Origin of the sequence: Paenibacillus sophorae (assembly GCF_018966525.1) — a bacterium.
GTDB lineage: Bacteria > Bacillota > Bacilli > Paenibacillales > Paenibacillaceae > Paenibacillus_AQ > Paenibacillus_AQ sophorae.
This window is the reverse complement of record NZ_CP076607.1, coordinates 5,339,454-5,357,711: the sequence shown is the minus strand read 5'-3', so window position 1 is coordinate 5,357,711 and position 18,258 is coordinate 5,339,454. Positions and strand designations below refer to the sequence as shown.

Annotated in this window: 19 protein-coding genes; 12 read left to right on the top strand and 7 right to left on the bottom strand. The window is 55.0% G+C overall.

Annotation, left to right across the window (positions count from 1 at the left end):
• Positions 1–30 precede the first annotated feature (30 nt).
• The 4 genes from KP014_RS25915 (at position 31) to KP014_RS25900 (ending at position 4,342) form a co-directional block, all read left to right on the top strand.
• Complete coding sequence (locus tag KP014_RS25915) at positions 31–807, top strand: SDR family NAD(P)-dependent oxidoreductase (protein ID WP_036596697.1); 777 nt, start codon at positions 31–33, stop codon at positions 805–807.
• Positions 808–901: 94 nt separating this feature from the next.
• Positions 902–2,377: a DEAD/DEAH box helicase gene (locus KP014_RS25910; RefSeq protein WP_090834317.1), complete on the top strand. Its 1,476-nt coding sequence runs from the start codon at positions 902–904 to the stop codon at positions 2,375–2,377.
• Complete coding sequence (locus KP014_RS25905; protein ID WP_090834273.1) at positions 2,374–3,120, top strand: ABC transporter ATP-binding protein; 747 nt, start codon at positions 2,374–2,376, stop codon at positions 3,118–3,120. The genes KP014_RS25910 and KP014_RS25905 overlap by 4 nt, the downstream gene beginning before the upstream one ends.
• Position 3,121: 1 nt before the next feature.
• Positions 3,122–4,342 carry an ABC transporter permease gene (locus tag KP014_RS25900; protein ID WP_090834274.1) on the top strand — a complete coding sequence of 407 codons (1,221 nt, stop codon included), beginning with the start codon at positions 3,122–3,124 and terminating at the stop codon, positions 4,340–4,342.
• Positions 4,343–4,532: 190 nt separating this feature from the next.
• On the opposite strand, the gene KP014_RS25895 is transcribed toward KP014_RS25900, so the two are convergent.
• Positions 4,533–5,222, bottom strand: a complete 690-nt coding sequence (locus tag KP014_RS25895; RefSeq protein WP_051500214.1) for a GntR family transcriptional regulator — start codon at positions 5,220–5,222, stop codon at positions 4,533–4,535.
• 357 nt (positions 5,223–5,579) lie between these two features.
• Between KP014_RS25895 and KP014_RS25890 the strand changes: the two genes are divergently transcribed.
• The 8 genes from KP014_RS25890 to KP014_RS25855 all read left to right on the top strand — a co-directional run bounded on the left by KP014_RS25890 (position 5,580) and on the right by KP014_RS25855 (position 13,597).
• On the top strand, positions 5,580–6,050 hold the full coding sequence (locus KP014_RS25890) for a tripartite tricarboxylate transporter TctB family protein (protein WP_051500213.1): 471 nt from the start codon (positions 5,580–5,582) through the stop codon (positions 6,048–6,050).
• Positions 6,051–6,054: 4 nt separating this feature from the next.
• Complete coding sequence (locus KP014_RS25885; RefSeq protein ID WP_090834275.1) at positions 6,055–7,584, top strand: tripartite tricarboxylate transporter permease; 1,530 nt, start codon at positions 6,055–6,057, stop codon at positions 7,582–7,584.
• A gap of 34 nt (positions 7,585–7,618) precedes the next feature.
• Complete coding sequence (locus KP014_RS25880; protein ID WP_036603036.1) at positions 7,619–8,704, top strand: tripartite tricarboxylate transporter substrate binding protein; 1,086 nt, start codon at positions 7,619–7,621, stop codon at positions 8,702–8,704.
• 28 nt (positions 8,705–8,732) lie between these two features.
• A complete protein-coding gene (locus KP014_RS25875) occupies positions 8,733–9,011 on the top strand; it encodes a UxaA family hydrolase (protein ID WP_036603035.1) in 279 nt (92 codons plus the stop codon).
• Between the two features lie 2 nt (positions 9,012–9,013).
• On the top strand, positions 9,014–10,168 hold the full coding sequence (locus KP014_RS25870) for a UxaA family hydrolase (RefSeq protein ID WP_036603032.1): 1,155 nt from the start codon (positions 9,014–9,016) through the stop codon (positions 10,166–10,168).
• Positions 10,169–10,261: 93 nt separating this feature from the next.
• Positions 10,262–11,359: an Ldh family oxidoreductase gene (locus tag KP014_RS25865; protein WP_051500574.1), complete on the top strand. Its 1,098-nt coding sequence runs from the start codon at positions 10,262–10,264 to the stop codon at positions 11,357–11,359.
• Complete coding sequence (locus tag KP014_RS25860) at positions 11,356–12,315, top strand: hydroxyacid dehydrogenase (protein ID WP_036603030.1); 960 nt, start codon at positions 11,356–11,358, stop codon at positions 12,313–12,315. The genes KP014_RS25865 and KP014_RS25860 overlap by 4 nt, the downstream gene beginning before the upstream one ends.
• Before the next feature lie 388 nt (positions 12,316–12,703).
• Complete coding sequence (locus KP014_RS25855) at positions 12,704–13,597, top strand: putative RNA methyltransferase (protein WP_036603028.1); 894 nt, start codon at positions 12,704–12,706, stop codon at positions 13,595–13,597.
• Between the two features lie 85 nt (positions 13,598–13,682).
• On the opposite strand, the gene KP014_RS25850 is transcribed toward KP014_RS25855, so the two are convergent.
• The 6 genes from KP014_RS25850 to KP014_RS25825 form a co-directional block, all read right to left on the bottom strand.
• Positions 13,683–14,423, bottom strand: a complete 741-nt coding sequence (locus KP014_RS25850; protein ID WP_036603026.1) for an SDR family oxidoreductase — start codon at positions 14,421–14,423, stop codon at positions 13,683–13,685.
• 31 nt (positions 14,424–14,454) lie between these two features.
• Positions 14,455–15,342 carry an SDR family oxidoreductase gene (locus KP014_RS25845; RefSeq protein WP_036603022.1) on the bottom strand — a complete coding sequence of 296 codons (888 nt, stop codon included), beginning with the start codon at positions 15,340–15,342 and terminating at the stop codon, positions 14,455–14,457.
• A 15-nt stretch (positions 15,343–15,357) separates the two neighbouring features.
• Positions 15,358–15,951, bottom strand: a complete 594-nt coding sequence (locus KP014_RS25840) for a TetR/AcrR family transcriptional regulator (protein ID WP_036603019.1) — start codon at positions 15,949–15,951, stop codon at positions 15,358–15,360.
• A 449-nt stretch (positions 15,952–16,400) separates the two neighbouring features.
• Positions 16,401–17,426 (bottom strand): HAAS signaling domain-containing protein, encoded by a 1,026-nt coding sequence (locus KP014_RS25835; RefSeq protein ID WP_036597621.1) that lies wholly within the window; start codon positions 17,424–17,426, stop codon positions 16,401–16,403.
• Entirely contained in the window at positions 17,413–17,769 is a 357-nt protein-coding gene (locus KP014_RS25830) for a PadR family transcriptional regulator (RefSeq protein ID WP_036597622.1), read from the bottom strand. The genes KP014_RS25835 and KP014_RS25830 overlap by 14 nt, the downstream gene beginning before the upstream one ends.
• Positions 17,770–18,008: 239 nt before the next feature.
• Positions 18,009–18,119: a YjcZ family sporulation protein gene (locus KP014_RS25825; protein ID WP_211245151.1), complete on the bottom strand. Its 111-nt coding sequence runs from the start codon at positions 18,117–18,119 to the stop codon at positions 18,009–18,011.
• Positions 18,120–18,258: the final 139 nt, after the last annotated feature.

The window sequence follows — 18,258 nt, the reverse complement described above, 5'->3', positions numbered from 1 at the left end:
ACTTGAGTAAGAAGGAGCTGATTGTCCGCGATGGAGCTTAAGGGTAAAGTCGCAGTCATCACGGGCGCTTCCAGCGGCATAGGTGCGTTTACGGCGCGTCTGCTCGGAGAGCGCGGAGCCATTCCGGTGCTGCTTGCCAGGTCGGAGGACAAGCTGAAGGCCGCGGCGGAAGGGATAACGGGCGAATATGGACTTTACCGCTGTGATGTGAGCAAATCCGAAGATGTAGAAGAGACGTTCGCCAAGATTTATGAGGCTTACGGAAGAGTCGATATTCTGCTCAACAATGCGGGCTACGGTAAATTCGAAGGTCTAACGGAGATGGCGGTTGAAGAGTTCGATCAAATGATGAACGTTAATTATTTAGGCATTGTCAGGTGTACCAAGGCGGTCGTGCCGCATATGCTGAAGCGGGGAAGCGGCCAGATTGTCAATGTGGCATCGATGGCCGGCAAGCTCGGAACCTCGCGGGCAACAGCTTATGCCGCAACGAAGCATGCCGTCCTCGGCTTCACGAACGCGCTGCGCCAGGAGCTTCGCCATAGCGGCATCATCGTATCGGCGGTCAATCCGGGGCCGATTGAGACGAACTTTATAGCCTTGGCGGACCCGTCCGGTAGTTATATCAAGAATCTGGGCGGCTTTATAATGAGCCCTCAGTATGTCGCCGAGCGGATGGTGAGGCTCATGGAGAAGGGCAAGGAAGAACTCGACCTGCCGCGCCTCGCAGCCGCAGGCATTCGCTTGTACGGGCTATTTCCGCGGCTGGTGGACAAGCTGTCCTATAAGATGCTGAACCGGAAATAACATAAAGATGAACAGGAGGGCCTTCCATTTGGTGGACAGGTCTTTTTGGCATATAATGAATGAATACTATACAGTGAAAAGGATGAATTTCCCTATGACTAAAGCTTCTTTTGCGGCTATCGGCATCCAGGAAGACCTTGAAGCCCGATTGTCGGAATTCGGCATCACCTCTCCTTCTCCGGTTCAGGCGGAGACCATTCCGCTGCTGCTGGAGGGCCGGGATGTGCTGGCCGCTTCCCAGACCGGAACGGGCAAGACGCTGGCCTACCTGCTGCCCCTTCTGCAGCGAATCGATCCGGAGCGGAGAACGGTTCAGAAGCTGGTGCTGGCTCCCACCCAGGAGCTCGCGATGCAAATCGTGCGCGAAGCGGAGCGCTACGGCGAGGGACGCGGCATCCGCGTGCTCGGACTGATTGGCGGCGCAGCGGTAGGCCGCCAGATTGAGCGGCTGCGGGAGCATCCGCAGCTCGTCGTGGGCACGCCGGGGCGCGTGCGCGAGCTGATCGGGCTGCGCAAGCTGAAGATGCATGAGGTTGCCACGGTTGTTCTTGACGAGGCGGACCAGATGTTCCAGCTCGGCGGCGCGGGCGAACTGGAGAAGATTATCGCAAGCGCCCTGCGCAGTCGCCAGCTTGTCATGCTGTCGGCGACAATCGGACCGGAGACGCGGGCGCTGGCCTCCAAGGTTATGAACGATCCGGCCGAGATCGGCATCGATCCCGAGACCAAGACGGCGCGCGGATTAGAGCATCTCTATATCGCCGTTGAGGAACGGGATAAGGTGGATACGCTGCGCCGGGTGCTGCGCTATTACAACCCGCAGCGGGCGATTGTCTTCGTCAACATGGCTGAGACCATCGCGGAGGTGGAAGCCAAGCTGAATCACCTCGGACTGACGGCGGGCGCGCTCTATGGCGACGCCGACAAGGTGACGCGCAGCACGGTGCTGGGCCGCTTCCGCGAAGGCAAATTCCGCGTGCTGGTCGCCAGCGACGTGGCGGCGCGCGGGCTGGACATTGAGAATCTGCCGCTTGTGGTCAGCTTCGATCCCGCGTTCGACGCGGAGCACTATGTGCACCGGGCGGGGCGGACGGGCCGCATGGGCCGCAGCGGGCTGTCGCTGTCGATCGTCACGCCGCAGCAGACGTTCATCATGCGCAAGTTCGCCCGCGAGCTCGGCATAGCCATAAGCGAGCGCGCGCTGTACGGCGGCAAGATTCTGCCGCCGGAAGAACTGCGCGGCGGCGCAGGACCGCGCCGCGAGAAGCCGCGCAGCGGCCAGCCGGCGGTGCGGACCGCCGGCATCCGGCCCCGCGCCGTGGCGGACGCGGGCGGCGCGGCCGGGCGCGGGACAGCCGGCAGCGGCGGTGCGCGGCGCGAGGAGGCGCATGGCGGCAGCGCGCGCCCGGCGCCTCCGGGCGCCAAGCCGGGCGCCGGGCCGCGCGGAGCCAAGGCGGGTGCTGCCGCACCTGGCGGCAAGGCGCGAAGCGCCGAACGGGAGCGGAACCGCAAGAACAAGGGAGCGCCCAAATGGCTGAAGGATAAGAAGAGCAGGGGGGATGGCCAATGAGCCAGACCCCGGTGCTGCAGATTACCGGCCTGACCGGCGGTTACAGCCTGAACAAGCCGGTGCTGCATGATGTGTCCCTGCAGGTTCAGCCGGGAGAAATGGTCGGGCTGATCGGCCTGAACGGAGCCGGGAAGAGCACTACGATGAAGCATATTCTCGGCCTGATGACGCCGCATAAAGGCGGGATCGCTGTACAGGGCAGAACGCGCGATAAAGATTCGGAAGGTTACCACAGCGCGCTTTCTTTTGTGCCGGAGTCGCCGCTCTTGTACGAAGAAATGACGGTGCGCGAGCATGTAGAATTTACGGCCAGGGCCTACGGCGTGAACCGCGCTGATTACGAAGCTCGCAGCCGCCGCCTCTCGGAGCTGTTCCGCATGGAAGATAAAATGGACAGCCTTTCCGGCCATCTCTCCAAGGGGATGAAACAGAAGGTCATGATTATGTGCGCTTTTGTCGCAAGTCCGGCTCTGTATGTGATCGACGAGCCTTTTCTCGGCCTCGACCCGCTCGGCATCCGGTCCCTGCTGGACTTTATGCTGGAGATTAAGAAATCGGGTTCCTCCATTCTGCTCAGCTCTCATATTCTCTCAACGATCGAGAACTATTGCGACCGCTTCATCGTACTGCATCAGGGCAGAGTCATCGCCGAGGGCACTTTGGCGGAGATCGGAGCTGCCGCCGGCAAGCCGGGCCTGCCGCTGGAGCAGCTGTTCTACGAGCTGGTCCAGGGAGGGAAGTAGCATGAATCTCAGAGAGCTGCAAGGGGAGCGGCGCAGCAGGGACGCCGCCAAGCTCCTTCCCTATGTGGGATATATTATCCAGAGCGGTGTGGCGGTCGTACTTCTATTCATTCTTATCGCGTTTTCGGCCTGGTACACTTCGGTGCTGAATGATGTTCCATCCGGCGTGCCGATTCGCTGGATCATGCTGGCGGTGCTGCTGCCGGCTGCGGTCCACAGCAGCTTCCGCACTTATCTGCAGCCGGCGGATGCCGTCTTTCTACTAGCCCAGGAGCACCGGATGCACGATTATTTTGCACCGACATGGGTCAGGGGAACAATTTGGAAAGGCCTGCGGCTTCTTCTGGTGCTCCTTATTTTGTGGCCTTTGTACATACGTACGGCGGACTCGGCGAAGTCTCTGTTTGTCACCGCCGCGCTGCTGCTAGGCGTAAAGCTTCTCTCCGCTTACGGCTGCTGGCGGGAGTTGAAGATGCTCTCCCCAGCCGCTTCTGCAGGGTACCGCCTGCTTCGCTGGGCGGTGGGCGGGCTGATCATCGCCGCCTGGCTGTGGCAGCCTTTCCATAAAGGGATTGGCTTCTCGATGCTGCTGGCAGCCGCTTATCTGGCTGCGCTTGCCGTGCCCGGCCGGCATGCCGTTCCCTGGGAGCGGCTGATCGCCCAGGAGAAGGCGCAGAGCGGACGGGTCCAGATGCTCCTCGGCTGGTTCGTCGAGGTTCCCGGACGCCAGCAGCGCGTCTATTCCCGTCGCTGGCTCTCCCGCTGGGGAGCGGGGCTTCCCTGGCGGAGGGACAGCGCGTACCGCTATCTGCTGACCAAAAGCTTTGCCCGCGGCGATGTCTTCGGCATTGTGCTGCGGATCGGGCTCTTGGCGCTGCTGCTGGAATGGTGGAACCGCGGCAGTCTCATCGGCGCCGGAATCTATTTATTCTTCCTGTTCATCTCCGGCGTCCAGCTCTCCGCCTTGTCGAAGCTGCACGGCGAATCGTTCTGGCTGACGGTATACCCGCTGCCGGAGAACAGCCGGAGCCGCAGCACCGTCTCCTTCGTGTTCCGGATGCATCTGGCGTTCGCGCTGGTGCTGTGGCTTCCGCTGGCGGCGGGCGGAAGCGGCCTGCTGCCCAGGGCGCTCGGCGCGCTGGCTGCCGGAGTGGTCCTGTCTCTGATCATCCGTGTCCGCCTGGCACGGAAAATGGGGCGGGCGGAAGACGATGATCTCTGATGTGAGGCGAGGGGCATTTCGCAGGCGGCCGTGTAGAGTCAATGCGGAGACGCGCCGCGCGCGTCAAGGGTTAAGGGTTAAGCAAAAGGAGGACCGGCGATCCATTCACCGATCCTCCTTGTCTTTTTTATTTCAGCATGAAAGCTTGAACTTTTCCGTCCCGCCGTTTGTCCGCAAAGGTTCTTTCCTTCTAGATCAGCCCGCCGTTCAGATTGATGTTTTTGTACAGCCGTATTTTCGCGTCCTCCAGATGTTCGCTCACCACCTGCTTTAAATCATCGTGAGACCCCGCCTTAAGGGCGTCGATAATCTGCCTGTGCTGCTTAAGGGAATGAAGGACCATTTCCTTTGTAATCAGGTACGATTTCATCGCCAGGTACCGGTAGTTCATCGTGTTATGATAAATATTTTGAATATTCCGGTTCCCGCCCAGCTTCAGAAACTCCATATGAAAATGAAGATTGTAATCTCCTTCGTGATAGTTTTCCAGCCTCGAGGTGTTGACGATATACACGGAGGTTTCATGGATTTTTTCCAGATTTGCGGCAACCTCCTGTGTAAGCGCGGCCGTTCCCGAAGCCAGCTTCTCCACAACCCACAGCTCAATCATCAGGCGAGTGTCCATAATCTCCAGCACGTTTTCGGAAGTAATGCCGACGACAAAAGTGCCGACCTTCGGTACGGTCTTAACCAATCCGTCCATTTCCAGCCGGCCCAGCGCGTCGCGGATCGGCGTCCGGCTTACGCCGAGCTGGGCGGATAATTCCGGTATGGCCAGCTTGTGCTCGGGCGGGAATTCCCTTTTGATGATCAGTTCTTTTAAAATGCCATACGTTTTCTCCAGCAGATTGGCATTGTCGATTCGAATCAGATTTGCCATAGAATCATTCCTTGTCCGGTTAAATAGTGCTCTTAAATCATATATATAACATTTATTTAAAACCTATCATAGGCTGTTGTCAAAGATTATTTTCCAGCAATAAAAACGAAAAAATAGTATTGACAGCGAAAATCAGGCAGTGATATGATACGTCCCATAGCCGAAATAAAACCAACTAAACCTATCGACTATATGATTTTCTTCTCTAATTATTATTTAGTTCTCTTTTTTTATTTAAATGTTATATACAACATATTTCAGTTAAGGCGTCGACCGTACGAACGGAGACCTGCTATTCGGCTTTTTAAGCCGGGCAGGTTTTTTGTGTTTGCGGTTCATAGTCAGGAGGAATGAGAAATGAAAAGCGTGGCCGACCGCTCTGCCGGAGTGCTTGCCATTCTGGCCGGCTGTCTTTCTCTTCGCGAAGCTTACCGTTTGTATCCTTATCATGTCAGTCTGCTAGGTGGAGACCACGTGTTTCCCGCCTTCATCGGAGGCGGACTGGCATTGGCCGGCATCTGGCTGGCGCTGTTTCCCGGAGAAGCCGTACGGCAGGACGGCGGGGAGCAAGCTATCCGCCGCTTTCTTCCAAAGACGGGCCTCATTCCGCTTTTGCTGCTTATTTACACTTTCCTTCTTCCTTGGGCGGGTTATCCGGCGGCCACCTCTCTTGCCGCAGCGCTTCTGTTTCGCCTGCTGGGCACCGGAAGATGGTGGCGCTGCGCGGTCTACGCTCTGCTGCTGACGGCCGGGCTCTACCTGATCTTTATCGAATGGCTGCATACTCCGTTTCCCGCCGGAACGGTATGGCAGTCTTCAAGGAGGTGATGAAATGAGTAATTTATCCATGCTGCTGGACGGCTTCGGCCATGCTCTTACGCCGATGAACCTGCTGATGGCGGCCATAGGGGTGCTCGTGGGCACCTTTGTCGGCGTGCTGCCGGGACTTGGCCCGACCTCGTCGATCGCCATTCTGCTGCCGGTAACGGCGGTCCTCGAACCGACGCAGGCGATTATCATGCTGGCGGGCATTTATTACGGGGCGATGTACGGAGGATCGACGACCGCCATACTGCTTAATATTCCGGGCGAAGCCTCGTCCGTCCCGACTTGTCTGGACGGGTATCCGCTGGCGCAACAGGGCAGGGGCGGGCCGGCGCTCGGCATTGCGGCAATCGCCTCCTTTATCGCTGGCGTGCTGGGCGTACTCGGCCTCGTCCTGTTCGCTCCCGTGCTGGCCAGCCAAGCGCTGCGTTTCGGCCCGCCGGAAATGTTCGCCGTTCTTCTCCTGACGCTGGTTATCATGATGGGAATGACCGGGGGACGCTTCGTTAAATCGGCGGTCATGGGCCTAGCCGGCATTGCCTTGTCGTTGATCGGGCTTGGCGCGAACTCCGGCATGTACCGGTTCACCTTGGGCTGGGGACCGCTGGAAGGGGGGCTCGATATGGTGAGCATTTTGATCGGCCTCTTCTCCATCGCCGAAGTGATGCGGGGCATATCCGAGAAGAAGACCGCGATTTCGGCCGGCAATATCGGCAGCGTCTATCCGGGCCGCAAGGACCTGAAGCAGAGCGCTTCCTCCATAGCCGCAGGCGGGCTAATCGGTTTCTTTATGGGCCTGCTCCCCGGCTGTTCGGCGGCCGTAACTTCCTTTTTGTCTTATGATTTCGCCAAAAGAATCTCGCGGCGGCGCCATCTGTTCGGGAAAGGAGCCATCGAAGGCGTGGCCGCGCCCGAAGCTGCCAATAACGCGACCAGCTCTGCCGGATTTATTCCGCTGTTCGCGCTGGGCATTCCTTCTTCGCCGCCGCTGGCCGTGCTGCTTGCCGGACTCATGATCTACGGGCTGACGCCGGGACCGATGCTGTTCGAGCAGAAAGGAAGCTTTGTGTGGACCGTCATTGCGAGCATGTTCATCGGCAATGTCATGCTGCTGGTGCTTAACCTGCCGCTGGTGGGAATTTGGGCCAAATTGACCCGGGTGCCGTTCTCGATTCTTGCGCCGGTGATTCTTCTGCTCAGCATGGTCGGCGCCTACACGGTGCGCAACAATCTGTTCGATGTTCAGGTGGCCGTTGTCTTCGGCATCGCCGGTTATTTCCTGCAAAAGCATGATTGGCCGATCATGCCGCTCATTCTCTGCTTCATTCTCGGTCCCTTAATGGAGCAGTCGTTTTTGCAGTCTATGGCGATTTCCGGTGGAAGTCTCGGCATCTTTTTTCAAAGAGGGCTGTCGGTCGCCTTCATTATCGCCGCAGCGGCCATGCTGATCTTTTCCCTGTACATGGTCCGCCGCACCAAAAAAAGAATTTGCGAGGAACGCGGCGATTCGCTCAGCATCGTCAATGCTGAAGCGTAAGCGCCGCTCCAACATAATTAGGAGTGTGAAGCAAATGACAACATTGAACAAAAAGCTTTCCCGGCTGCTGCCGTTATCTCTGGCGCTGCTGTTTCTGATCTCCGGCTGCGGGACTAACTCCGCGAAGTCCGGAGCAGGCGCGTCCGCCGGGGCGGGCGGCGAAACGGCGGTTCCCGCCGCCTCGCAGGCTGCGTCGGCTTCCTCGGCCTACGCCGATTATCCGAACCGGCCCATCGAATATGTGGTGCCTTTCTCTGCCGGAGGCGGCGTGGACCTGGTGGCCCGGACGGTCGTGGAAGGGCTCAGCAAGGAATGGGGGCAGCCGATTGAAATTGTCAACAAGCCCGGAGCAGGCGGCGCCACCGGCGCGCAGTACGCGCTCAAACAGGCGGCCAATGACGGCTACACGGTGCTTGCGGATAATGTGGCGAGCACGACCATGCTCCAGGCCGGATCTGCCGCGGCGCCGCTTCTCTTGAGTGACCATGAATTCGCGGCTCGCGTCGTCACGGACGCTCCCGTCTTCGTGGTCGCCGCCGACGCGCCTTGGAAGGACTTCCGCGAATTTTCAGATTGGGCGAAGGCCAACCCCGAGAAGCTGACCTGGACCAGCGTCGGGCCTGCCGGTTTCTCCACATTTGCCGTAGCCGAATGGTTGAAAGCAATCGGGGCCGACTTCTCCAAGACCCGGATGGTCGCCACCAAAGGCGCGTCCGAGTCCCTGCCCCTTGTCGCCGGAGGCAATGCGGTTCTAGCTGTGCATACCGTCAATGAGACGTCCACCCTGGTCAAGGCGGGCAAGCTGAAGGTGCTGGCGATCCTGGCTCCCGAGCGCAGTCCGTATTATCCCGATGTTCCCACAACCGCCGAGCAGGGCGTGGAGGGTTTGTCCGTTTCCTGGTGGACGGGCATGAGCTTTCCTAAAGGCACTCCGCAGGAGATTGTGAAGAAATGGGAGGACGGAGTATCCAAGCTGTCGCAGGACCCCGATTTTATTGAGAAGCTCAAGAAGCTGCAGCTTGACCCGAATGTGCTGACGGGGCAGGAGTTTACGGATTTCGTGAACAAAGAAGCAGAGTATTACACCGGTCTGGCTACCCAGACGGGAATACGCAAGTGATTGAAAATTTGGATTCGGAGGGAAGAATATGCATCATTTTTTGATTCACAAGCGGGGAGATCAGGTTGGCGTCGCAACGACTGACATTGCGGCCGGACAACAGGCCGTCGGCGTCTTTATGGATGATGATTCGAAAATAACGGTGACAAGCCTTCAGGATGTTCCGCTTGGCCATAAAATATCCATCGGCGTTCTCGAAAAAGGCGGCAGGGTTATCGAATACGGCATTCCCATCGGCATCGCGCCGGAAGGATTGGCCGCAGGGGAATACGTTCATACTCACAATATTAAATCGGCGAGGTGGTAACGATGGGACAATTATACGGTTATCGCAGAGAAAACGGTACGGTGGGCATCCGCAATCATGTCATTATTTTACCGGTTGACGACATTTCGAACGCGGCCTCCGAGGCGGTGGCGAAGGTCATTTCCGGTACGCTGGCTCTGCCGCACGCTTATGGGAGATTGCAGTACGGGGAGGATCTGGACCTGCATTTCCGCACGATGATCGGAACGGGCAGCAACCCGAACGTGGCGGCCGTCATCGTGATCGGCATCGAACCGAACTGGACGAAGATCATTACGGACGGCATCGCCGCGACGGGCAAACCGGTCGCCGGATTTTCCATTGAAGGCTTGGGCGATCTGGAGGTCATCCGGCGGGCGTCCTGGAAGGCCAAAGAATTTGTGCAGTGGGCCACCGAGCTGCAGCGGGAACCGGTTTCCCTCTCCGAGCTTACCGTAAGCATCAAGTGCGGTGAATCGGATACGACGACAGGACTCGGCTCCTGCCCGACGGTCGGAGAAACGGTCGATTATTTGATCGAACAGGGCGCTACCGTATTTTTCGGGGAGACTTCCGAGCTGACCGGCGGAGAGCATCTGATCGCGGACCGGATGGCGACGGAGGAGCTGCGCGAACAATTCCTGCGCACCTACGACCGCTACGTTTCCGGATTTGCTTCCCAGGGAGTGGACCTGCTCGGCTCCCAGCCGACCCAGGGCAACATCGCTGGAGGGCTGTCCACTATTGAAGAAAAGGCGCTCGGCAATATTGAAAAAACCGGCAGCAAGCAAGTTATTGGCGTGCTTAAACCTGCCGAGAAGCCGGAAAACGGCCCGGGTCTGTATTTTATGGACAGCTCCTCCGCCGCGGCGGAATGCGTGACGCTGATGGCCGCGGCCGGAGCGGTCGTCCATTTTTTCCCGACGGGTCAGGGCAATGTCATCGGCAACCCGATTGAGCCAGTGATCAAAATATCGGCTAATCCGAAGACGGTCAAGCTGATGGCCGAGCATATCGACGTCGATGTAAGCCCGCTGCTGGAGCGTTCGATCACGCTGCCGGAAGCGCGGGATCGATTGCTGGAGACGCTGGAACGGACCGTCAACGGACGGCTGACGGCGGCGGAAGCGCTGGGCCACCGGGAGTTCGTGATGACCAAGCTGTATCCGAGCGCGTGACGGAACCGCTTTACGTGGGTTTGAAAAGGACTTCCATGGAGATATCATATGGGGAAATATAAGGAGAAATGAACGGGGAGGCGTAACGCGCGTATGACGGCAAAGCGCTATGATAGCGGGAAGCTCTACGAATTTGTACAATCGGTGCTGATCTCCTTGAATGTGCCTGACGAGGACGCGTGCATTACGGCTGATTCCCTGATCCGCGCCGATTTGGAAGGGCACGGCAGCCATGGCGTCAGCAGACTGCCGGTCTACTTCCGGCGCATTCAGGAAGGCAGGATCAATGCCGCGTCCCAAATTACGGCCGAGCGTCACGGCTCGGTACTGACCGTGGACGGCGGGAACGGGCTGGGCCAAGCGGTGGCCTTTCGGGCTTTGCGGGAGGGGATACCCATCGCCCGGGAGCAGGGGCTCGCGGCCGTGTTCGTACGCGGAAGCAATCATTTCGGAACGGCGGCCTATCTTTGCCAGGAGGCGGCCAAGGAGAACATGGCGTCGGTCGTTATGACCAACTCTCCGCCGGGCATCGCCCCCTGGGGAGGCCGGTCGGCCTTTCTCGGGACGAACCCGATCGGTTTCGGGTTCCCATCCGGCGACGAAGGCAAGCCGGCGATTGTCGCCGACCTTTCTTCCAGCGTCGTGGCGCGCGGGAAGATCATGCAGGCGCAAAAGGCGGAGCAGCCGATCCCCGAGGGCTGGGCCATCGACAGTGAGGGACGGCCGACCACGGACGCCGGAGAAGCGCTGAAGGGAGCGATTCTGCCGCTAGGCGGAGCCAAAGGCTATGCGCTGGCACTGGCCGTGGAGATGCTGTGCGGCATCCTTACCGGCGCCTCCTTCGGTCCGCATATTGGCAATCTGTACAAAGATGGAGACAAACATGCCGATGTGGGCCATGTCATCCTGCTGTTCTCGCCGGCCCGCTGGCTGGACATCGAGGCGTATTACGACACCGTCTCGCGATTCGCAGGCGAGATCAAGGAGATTCCTTTGTCGCCCGGCGCGGAGGAAATTTTGCTTCCGGGGGAGCGGAGATTCCGCTCCGCCGGGCGGAATCAGCTGTCTGGCATCTCCCTGCCGGACAGTGTCGTGAGCGAACTGGAGGAGCTGGCCCGGGAGGCCGGGGTCCCGTTTCCTCCGCGACTGGCGCATGAAGAGGAAGAAACACGAAAGGGAAATGAAGCATGAATATCCTCGTAACGGAATGGAACGCTCCGAATGGTCTGGAACTGCTGGAGAAGGAAGGCTATCATGTCCGCTATGATCCGGGTCTGTGGAACAGTCCGGAACTCGGGGAAGCGGTCAAGGAAGCTGACGCCCTGATCGTCCGCAATCAGACACGGGTAACCGGTGCGCTCATCGGGGCGGCGCCCCGCCTTAAGGCGATTGGACGGCTCGGCGCAGGACTGGACAATATCGACTTGGGTGCGGCGGCCTGGCGGAAGATCCCGGTCGTTACGGCGGGAAGCGCCAATGCGACCGCTGTGGCTGAATACGTCATCGCAGCCCTCTTCCATTCTGCCCGGCGTCTCGGGGAGGCGGCAGCCGGCGTGCGCTCCGGAGACTGGCCCCGGCAGCAGTTCACGCTGCACGAAATCGGAGGCAAGACGCTGGGGCTGGTCGGCGTGGGTGAAATCGGCCGGCGAACAGGCGCCAAAGCAACGGCACTCGGGATGAATGTCCTGGGCTGCGATCCGCAGCTTAAGGATGGCGGCGATGCCGCCAACACGGGGATTATTCCCGCCGATCTAAGCCGGGTGCTCGCCGAAAGCGACTATGTCAGTCTTCACGTTCCTCTGCTTCCGTCGACGCGCGGTCTGATTGGCGCTTCGGCGCTGAATCGGATGAAGCCGTCCGCTGTTCTCATCAATACGTCGAGGGGAGCCGTGGTTGACGAAGACGCCCTGTACGAGGCGCTTGCCGCGAACCGGCTTGCCGGCGCCGTGCTGGATGTGCTGAGCCACGAACCGCCGCCGGAGGATCATCCGCTGCTGGCGCTTCCCTCCTGCACGGTTACGCCCCATATTGCCGGGCTGACCCGGGAATCGCAGGCTCAAATATCGGAGATTGTATCGCTGGAGGTGATCTCCGCGCTGCGGGGGCAAGTGGACAGGCAAGTACATGAACGCGGGGCCGGCTCCTGACCGGTAATTGCCAAATGCTGTGATGAACTTTATACTATGAATGGTACTTTCAATTATTGCACTCACATTTTCCAAGGAGGATTATTAAAAATGGTGTTCTTTATCAGACTGCGTTTCCCGGCTTTGAACCGTAATTAAATACGTTCAAAGGCTCTGTTTGGGTATACAGAGTAAACGGGATCAGTCTGTCCATTTTTAATCATCCTCTTCTGCTATGGAGAATATCTCATATACCATTCTCTTTCTTCTGTTTAGCATACGGGAGGTTTATTTGGTGACGGCTATCTTGGCTTAATCCCTAATCGAATATGGATGGGTCTTTTCCCCTTTACTCTGGATCACAGGCAAACCGCCTGTGATTTTTTATTTTTTTAAAGGGAGATAAGCTATGACGAGACAATCAGCAAGTGCAGCACGCGTGAAAGAAAGGGAGTCGGCATTTAAGTGTCCGCTATGCGAAAGTCCGATGAGGGTTGCTGATTTTAAAAGCCTGATCTGTTCCAGAAACCATACTTTTGATTTCACAAAACAAGGCTATCTTAACTTGTCGGCACGCCCTGTGAGCGGCAAATACACGAAAGAATTATTTGAGGCAAGGCGTAAAATCATTACGGAATCCAGCCTATATGCTTCGGTGCATAAGGAGATTGCGAGAGCGATAGAGGAACACAGGGGCGGCTCTGCCGATTCTTATACGATGGCGGATCTGGGCTGTGGGGAGGGCTCGCATTTACACCGTATTTTGGAGGAATGCGGGAGTCCGGGAATGACCGGAATCGGTCTTGATCTATCCAAGGAAGGTATTGTCATGGCTTCAAAAAGATACGAAGGCTCCATTTGGATTGTGGGCGACTTGGCCAAATCACCACTTTCAGACAAATCACTGAATGTCGTGCTGAATATTTTATCTCCATCCAATTACAAGGAATTTAAACGGATTTTAGTTCAGCATGGTCTGGTGATTAAAGTCGTACCCCGTCCCGGTTATCTAAAAGAACTAAGAGAGGCCCTTTATGATCGGGAGGAGAAAAAAAAGTATCGCAATGATGAGACGGCGGCGCTGTTCAGGCAACATTTCATTCTAGCGGATGTGGTTCATCTGAACTACACCAAAGAACTGAATCAAGCAGAGCTTGAAAATATGGTGCGTATGACCCCTCTTGCCTGGTCCGGCAATCAAGCACGGATATACAGCTATATAAACCTGGGTTCGGCTGAGATCACCGTGGACCTGGATATTTTGATTGGAATAAATAAGCAAAATGATGCGAGCAGCAGATAAAACTAAAAAGGCAATCGGGAAAAGAAGCGGAGAATGCTCTCTGCTTTTTTTCCCGGATTTGCACTGATCAATTATATGAAAATCATTAAATAAATCCACCGTTAACACGCAGAGTTTGACCGGTTACCCATTGCGATTTCTCGCTAACCAGGAATTCAATGACATCAGCAATATCTTCAGGCTCGCCGATCCGGCCAAAGGCATTCATTTTTTTCATGCCTTCGATTTGCTGCTCGGTCTTCCCTACATTGAAAAGCTCGGTGTTTACAGGGCCTGGGGCCACTGCATTAATTGTAATTTGTTTGGGACCGAATTCTTTCGCGAGCTGACGGGTGAATTGTTCAACCGCACCTTTTGTGCCGGCATATATGCTGTAGCCCGGAAACATTTGTCCGACTACGGAAGTGGACAGGTTCACGATTCTTCCGTTGTTCTCCATGTATTTGATTGCTTGCTGGCAAGCAAAGAAAGTGCCTTTGACATTAATTGCAAATTGTTTGTCAAAATCGGCTTCCGTTACTTCGGCAAGAGGCTTTGTGATCATCAGTCCTGCGTTATTTACAAGAATATCCACTTTATCGAATGCGGCAATCGTTTCTTGAAACAATTTTTCAACATCGCCGATCTTACTGAGATCCGCGTGAATCGCTACCGCTTTGCCGCCTTTTTGGAGGATGGCTTCCTTCACTTCTTCCGCCTTTTCCGGACTGCTGGCATAATTGATCACCACTTTGGCGCCCAGATCGGCCAACTGCTCAGCAATAGCCCGGCCAATTCCTCTTGAAGATCCTGTTACAATCGCTACTTTTCCTTCTAAATGTTTCATTTAGATGTTCCTTCTTTCTGTTATTTATATTTTATAGTGCCGGGGTAAGCATGGCGTCGAGACCGATGCGTTTCATAAACTCGATGCGAAGCTTCTCGGACAGGTCGGTTACTTCTTCAGCGCCATCGCCGATAAAGTCGATTACCGTTCTAAAAGGCCGCTGTCCCTTGGGGGTGCCGACGACATTGACAATGGCTTCAGCAACCGCTTGCGGATGGGCATCCGCCGGAATCAGACCGCTCAGGCGGGCGTCCAATTCTTTGGACAGTTCGCTTACTTCTGCATAGGCATTTACGGTTTCTTTGTCGGAAGGAGTGCCTGCATTCGGGAAATGAGCTGTTCCCTGTGTAAACGCGCCTGGAATAATGAACGCTGTCTCGATACCCAATGGAGCAATTTCATAAGACATCGTGAGGGCAAGATTATCCATAGCGGCTTTGGCAGCCACGTAAGGCCCCATAAATGGAGGGAAGGCGCCTTTGACCGTGGTGCTGCTTACCCAGACAAGCAAGCCGTCTTTTGCTTTGCGCATATAGGGAAGCACTGCCCGATTTACGCGCTGTGTGCCAAGAACGTTGGTATCATAGACAGCCGCCATTTCCTCGGTGGAAAAGGCTTCTGCAACGCCGACAACCAAATGTCCCGCATTGTGAACGACAACATCTATCTTCCCTTGTTGTTCAATAATCGTTTGAACGGCTGTGTTTACCGACTCCTGAGAAAGGATATCCATCTCGACCGGTATAATCCGGGCATTGTTAGCTGTAGCGAATTGAATAATGTCTTCCGCTTTATCTTTATTGCGGGAGTTTATTTTGCGCATACTCGCATACACGGTATGTCCTTGTTTTGCAAGTGCTTTGGCAGACAGATTGCCAATCCCTGACGATGCGCCTGTTACCAAAATGGTTAAACTCATGTTGTTCTCTCCATTTCATCTTGGGTTTTCGTATAAATTACCTTTTTCAATCAGTGCCCACACATCCAAGAATTCGTTATGAATCATTGGGCTTCTCCATTCATAGGCATGGGCCGGGTGATGGAATCGAGTTGTAGCATGGAAAATAGCATGTGCCAATTGGAGAGGGTCCTCCGATTTTATGCCGCCGCGGGTAATGATTTCACATATTTGATCTGTAACTTCGCTGATGTGTTTGTGAATTAAATCGGTGGCTTCATCTGTAACTTTGGCATACATTTTAAACAGTTCTTCATCTTCACAGGCATAGTGCTGCTTTAATTCGATTAATGTCCGGATGTATGTTTTTAAATGTTCAGGCCCATCAAGGGTTGTGTTATGACAAACATCGGTTAACGGTTCGATGATTTTCTCATCCAGCCACTTTTTTGTAGCTCCTTCAAGCAGCTCAGCCTTGCTCTTGAAATGCCGGTAAATCGTACCGTGACTTACATTTAATACGTTTGCGACGTCAATTACAGAGGTTTTTGCGATACCAAAGCGTCTGAGCACTTCTTCTGTGGCGGCAAGGATTTGTTCTTTCGTTAACACGTCAGAAAATTTCTCCATAATTCTACGACTAACTCGTCGTTATCACCTCCATGACAATAGAATAGCACATCAAATTACAGATGACAAATTCATTTAATTGTTATCTGTAATTTGAATTTTGGGCGCTGCATGATTTCTTCCGGAAAAGCATGCACCCCCAAAGGCAAAATGAAGCCGGTGGAAATGCGAATCAGTGACCAGACGCATCTTGAGAACGGGTGAGGAATTGGCTAAAACAGCCAGTCTACGGCTAACAAAGGCTGGCTAAACAGGTCTGGTACATGCTGTTGTCCATGATTGACGAACATCGGAAAGGTGTATGAGGGAAAATCTTACGTATGGTTTTAGAGGAGGGGAATCGGTCTTATCTATCATAGGAAGGAAGGGTACATGACTAACAAGTAATCGGGAAAAGAAGCAGAGAATGGCTCTCCGCTTCTTGTTATCTCCAGCTATTAATAACCTGATCAGCGTCGAACAATCGTTCTGAACCGGTATGCCTTTACCGCAGCGGCGATAATATCAGCGAGGATTACGATGCCGATCAGATAAATGAATCCTTCGGTGGTTCTGCTCCAAATGCTGCTAACGTTGTAGAAGGCTTCGCTCCCCGCCGGCGTTATGCCGGACTCTGCCATTTGCCGCATAAAATCGGGATTCCATATCGCCGAATCGTTGAACATGAACAGAGCCAGCACGAAATGCAGCAGACTGACGAGAATTTCAAAGCCAATCAGCGCCGGCGTCCATTTACCCGCAGCCATCTTCAGGATATCCTTCATAATACTGAGGGCGAACACCGCCAAGATCAACGGGAGGAATCCGCGAAATACCGTTTCGTCAAAAATAGGCACAATCTTCATGGAACCGCTCTCCGGTAAATGCCATACGCCGAAGAGATTAAGCGACGAGGTAAACAGAAGCCCCAGTAGTATGGTAAGGATCAGACTGGCGATTGGGTTTGACCGTTTGATGCTCAAGCGGTGGTCGGGCAGGGGAGGAAGATCTGCCGGTTTCCAAGCGCTCTTGGCCCTTATCCCCGTTCTAATGCGTTTCGCTCTCGAGTATTCGATCAACCCAAAAGCAAGAGTTACCCAGGCGAATCCCTGAATGAATCCCATAAACAGGGAAGCCAGAAAATCCAGAAAATGCCCAAGTGCATCCATAGGGTCGGTAAACATCTGGAACGCGGATGCAACCGTCAAGGCAATCCCGATGGAAAGCAGCACAATCTTAAGCACTGCCAAATAGGACCCGAACACTTCCGGACTGATCAAGTATCTTCCGTACCCCCTGTATTGATCAGCCAGTTTCTGCGGATCTCCAAGTTCCAGCAGCACTTCTTCCACGTCAGCGGCGGAGGCGTCCCGGCCTTCGGTGCGCTCCTCAAGCATATCCTCGATTAATCCCTGAAGCTCCCTCTTAATATCCTCCCGCTGTCTGCCCGTCAGCCGGTGCGTTACCGCATGGATATATCTGTTAACCAGCTCCATTGCCATCGTCTCCTTTAATTAAGCTTTCAAGGCTGTCGCTCAGGCTCTTCCATTCCTTGCAGAGCTGCAGATAGACCTCTTTCCCGGCAGGACTGAGTGAGTAATATTTCCTTGGGCGCGTTTCGTTAGTGTCCCATGTACTTTCCAGCAACTCCTGCTTCTCCAATCTGCGCAAAAGAGGGTATAGGGTGCCCGGATCAATACTTACTCCCTTTTCCTGCAAAATGGTAACCAGAGAATAGCCGTACTGCGGCTTGGATAATTGGCTGAGAACGCTGATAATAATCGTTCCGCGCCGCAGCTCCTGAATTAAGCCGTTGATTGTCTCTTGAAAATCGGCCATATGCATCAGCTCCTGATTTCATTATACTGTGTATCACACACTATTGTAAATATATTAATAATCTATGTATTGGCTCAACACAGAAAAAGAGATCCCGGGGTCTTTGACGGACTTGTCCGGATCTCTTTATTTACTCTCGAAAAGTTCTCTCACCGATTGTGCCGTGGGTACAAAGCGGCGTGAACATATGGGAGGGAAGGGAGCCGGGTGGCTCTCTTCCGAAGATGAATCAATGCCGATTAGATAAACAGAGAACGGGTGATGATAACCAGCAGGATGAAGAGAACCAGAATGGCTCCAGTGCTGGTGAAAGGTCCGTATCCGTATCCGCCTCTTACTTCTTCGCTCATGTTCATTCCCCTTTCGGTGAGTTATTGTACTTGAGTACATCGTATTGTATGTGTCTCGTTCTTCAGTGGTATGGGCCGATGCCGCAGGGGGCTGCAAATTTAAAAGTTGGGCTCTACGCAGAAGCTTCCCTAGTATTTG

What these genes read in the sequence shown, in the direction of transcription:
- KP014_RS25915 (WP_036596697.1), top strand. Translation starts at nt 31, where the DNA reads ATGGAGCTTAAGGGTAAAGTCGCAGTCATCACGGGCGCTTCCAGCGGC.
- KP014_RS25910 (WP_090834317.1), top strand. Translation starts at nt 902, where the DNA reads ATGACTAAAGCTTCTTTTGCGGCTATCGGCATCCAGGAAGACCTTGAA.
- KP014_RS25905 (WP_090834273.1), top strand. Translation starts at nt 2,374, where the DNA reads ATGAGCCAGACCCCGGTGCTGCAGATTACCGGCCTGACCGGCGGTTAC.
- KP014_RS25900 (WP_090834274.1), top strand. Translation starts at nt 3,122, where the DNA reads ATGAATCTCAGAGAGCTGCAAGGGGAGCGGCGCAGCAGGGACGCCGCC.
- KP014_RS25895 (WP_051500214.1), bottom strand. Translation starts at nt 5,222, where the DNA reads ATGGCAAATCTGATTCGAATCGACAATGCCAATCTGCTGGAGAAAACG.
- KP014_RS25890 (WP_051500213.1), top strand. Translation starts at nt 5,580, where the DNA reads ATGAAAAGCGTGGCCGACCGCTCTGCCGGAGTGCTTGCCATTCTGGCC.
- KP014_RS25885 (WP_090834275.1), top strand. Translation starts at nt 6,055, where the DNA reads ATGAGTAATTTATCCATGCTGCTGGACGGCTTCGGCCATGCTCTTACG.
- KP014_RS25880 (WP_036603036.1), top strand. Translation starts at nt 7,619, where the DNA reads ATGACAACATTGAACAAAAAGCTTTCCCGGCTGCTGCCGTTATCTCTG.
- KP014_RS25875 (WP_036603035.1), top strand. Translation starts at nt 8,733, where the DNA reads ATGCATCATTTTTTGATTCACAAGCGGGGAGATCAGGTTGGCGTCGCA.
- KP014_RS25870 (WP_036603032.1), top strand. Translation starts at nt 9,014, where the DNA reads ATGGGACAATTATACGGTTATCGCAGAGAAAACGGTACGGTGGGCATC.
- KP014_RS25865 (WP_051500574.1), top strand. Translation starts at nt 10,262, where the DNA reads ATGACGGCAAAGCGCTATGATAGCGGGAAGCTCTACGAATTTGTACAA.
- KP014_RS25860 (WP_036603030.1), top strand. Translation starts at nt 11,356, where the DNA reads ATGAATATCCTCGTAACGGAATGGAACGCTCCGAATGGTCTGGAACTG.
- KP014_RS25855 (WP_036603028.1), top strand. Translation starts at nt 12,704, where the DNA reads ATGACGAGACAATCAGCAAGTGCAGCACGCGTGAAAGAAAGGGAGTCG.
- KP014_RS25850 (WP_036603026.1), bottom strand. Translation starts at nt 14,423, where the DNA reads ATGAAACATTTAGAAGGAAAAGTAGCGATTGTAACAGGATCTTCAAGA.
- KP014_RS25845 (WP_036603022.1), bottom strand. Translation starts at nt 15,342, where the DNA reads ATGAGTTTAACCATTTTGGTAACAGGCGCATCGTCAGGGATTGGCAAT.
- KP014_RS25840 (WP_036603019.1), bottom strand. Translation starts at nt 15,951, where the DNA reads ATGGAGAAATTTTCTGACGTGTTAACGAAAGAACAAATCCTTGCCGCC.
- KP014_RS25835 (WP_036597621.1), bottom strand. Translation starts at nt 17,426, where the DNA reads ATGGAGCTGGTTAACAGATATATCCATGCGGTAACGCACCGGCTGACG.
- KP014_RS25830 (WP_036597622.1), bottom strand. Translation starts at nt 17,769, where the DNA reads ATGGCCGATTTTCAAGAGACAATCAACGGCTTAATTCAGGAGCTGCGG.
- KP014_RS25825 (WP_211245151.1), bottom strand. Translation starts at nt 18,119, where the DNA reads ATGAGCGAAGAAGTAAGAGGCGGATACGGATACGGACCTTTCACCAGC.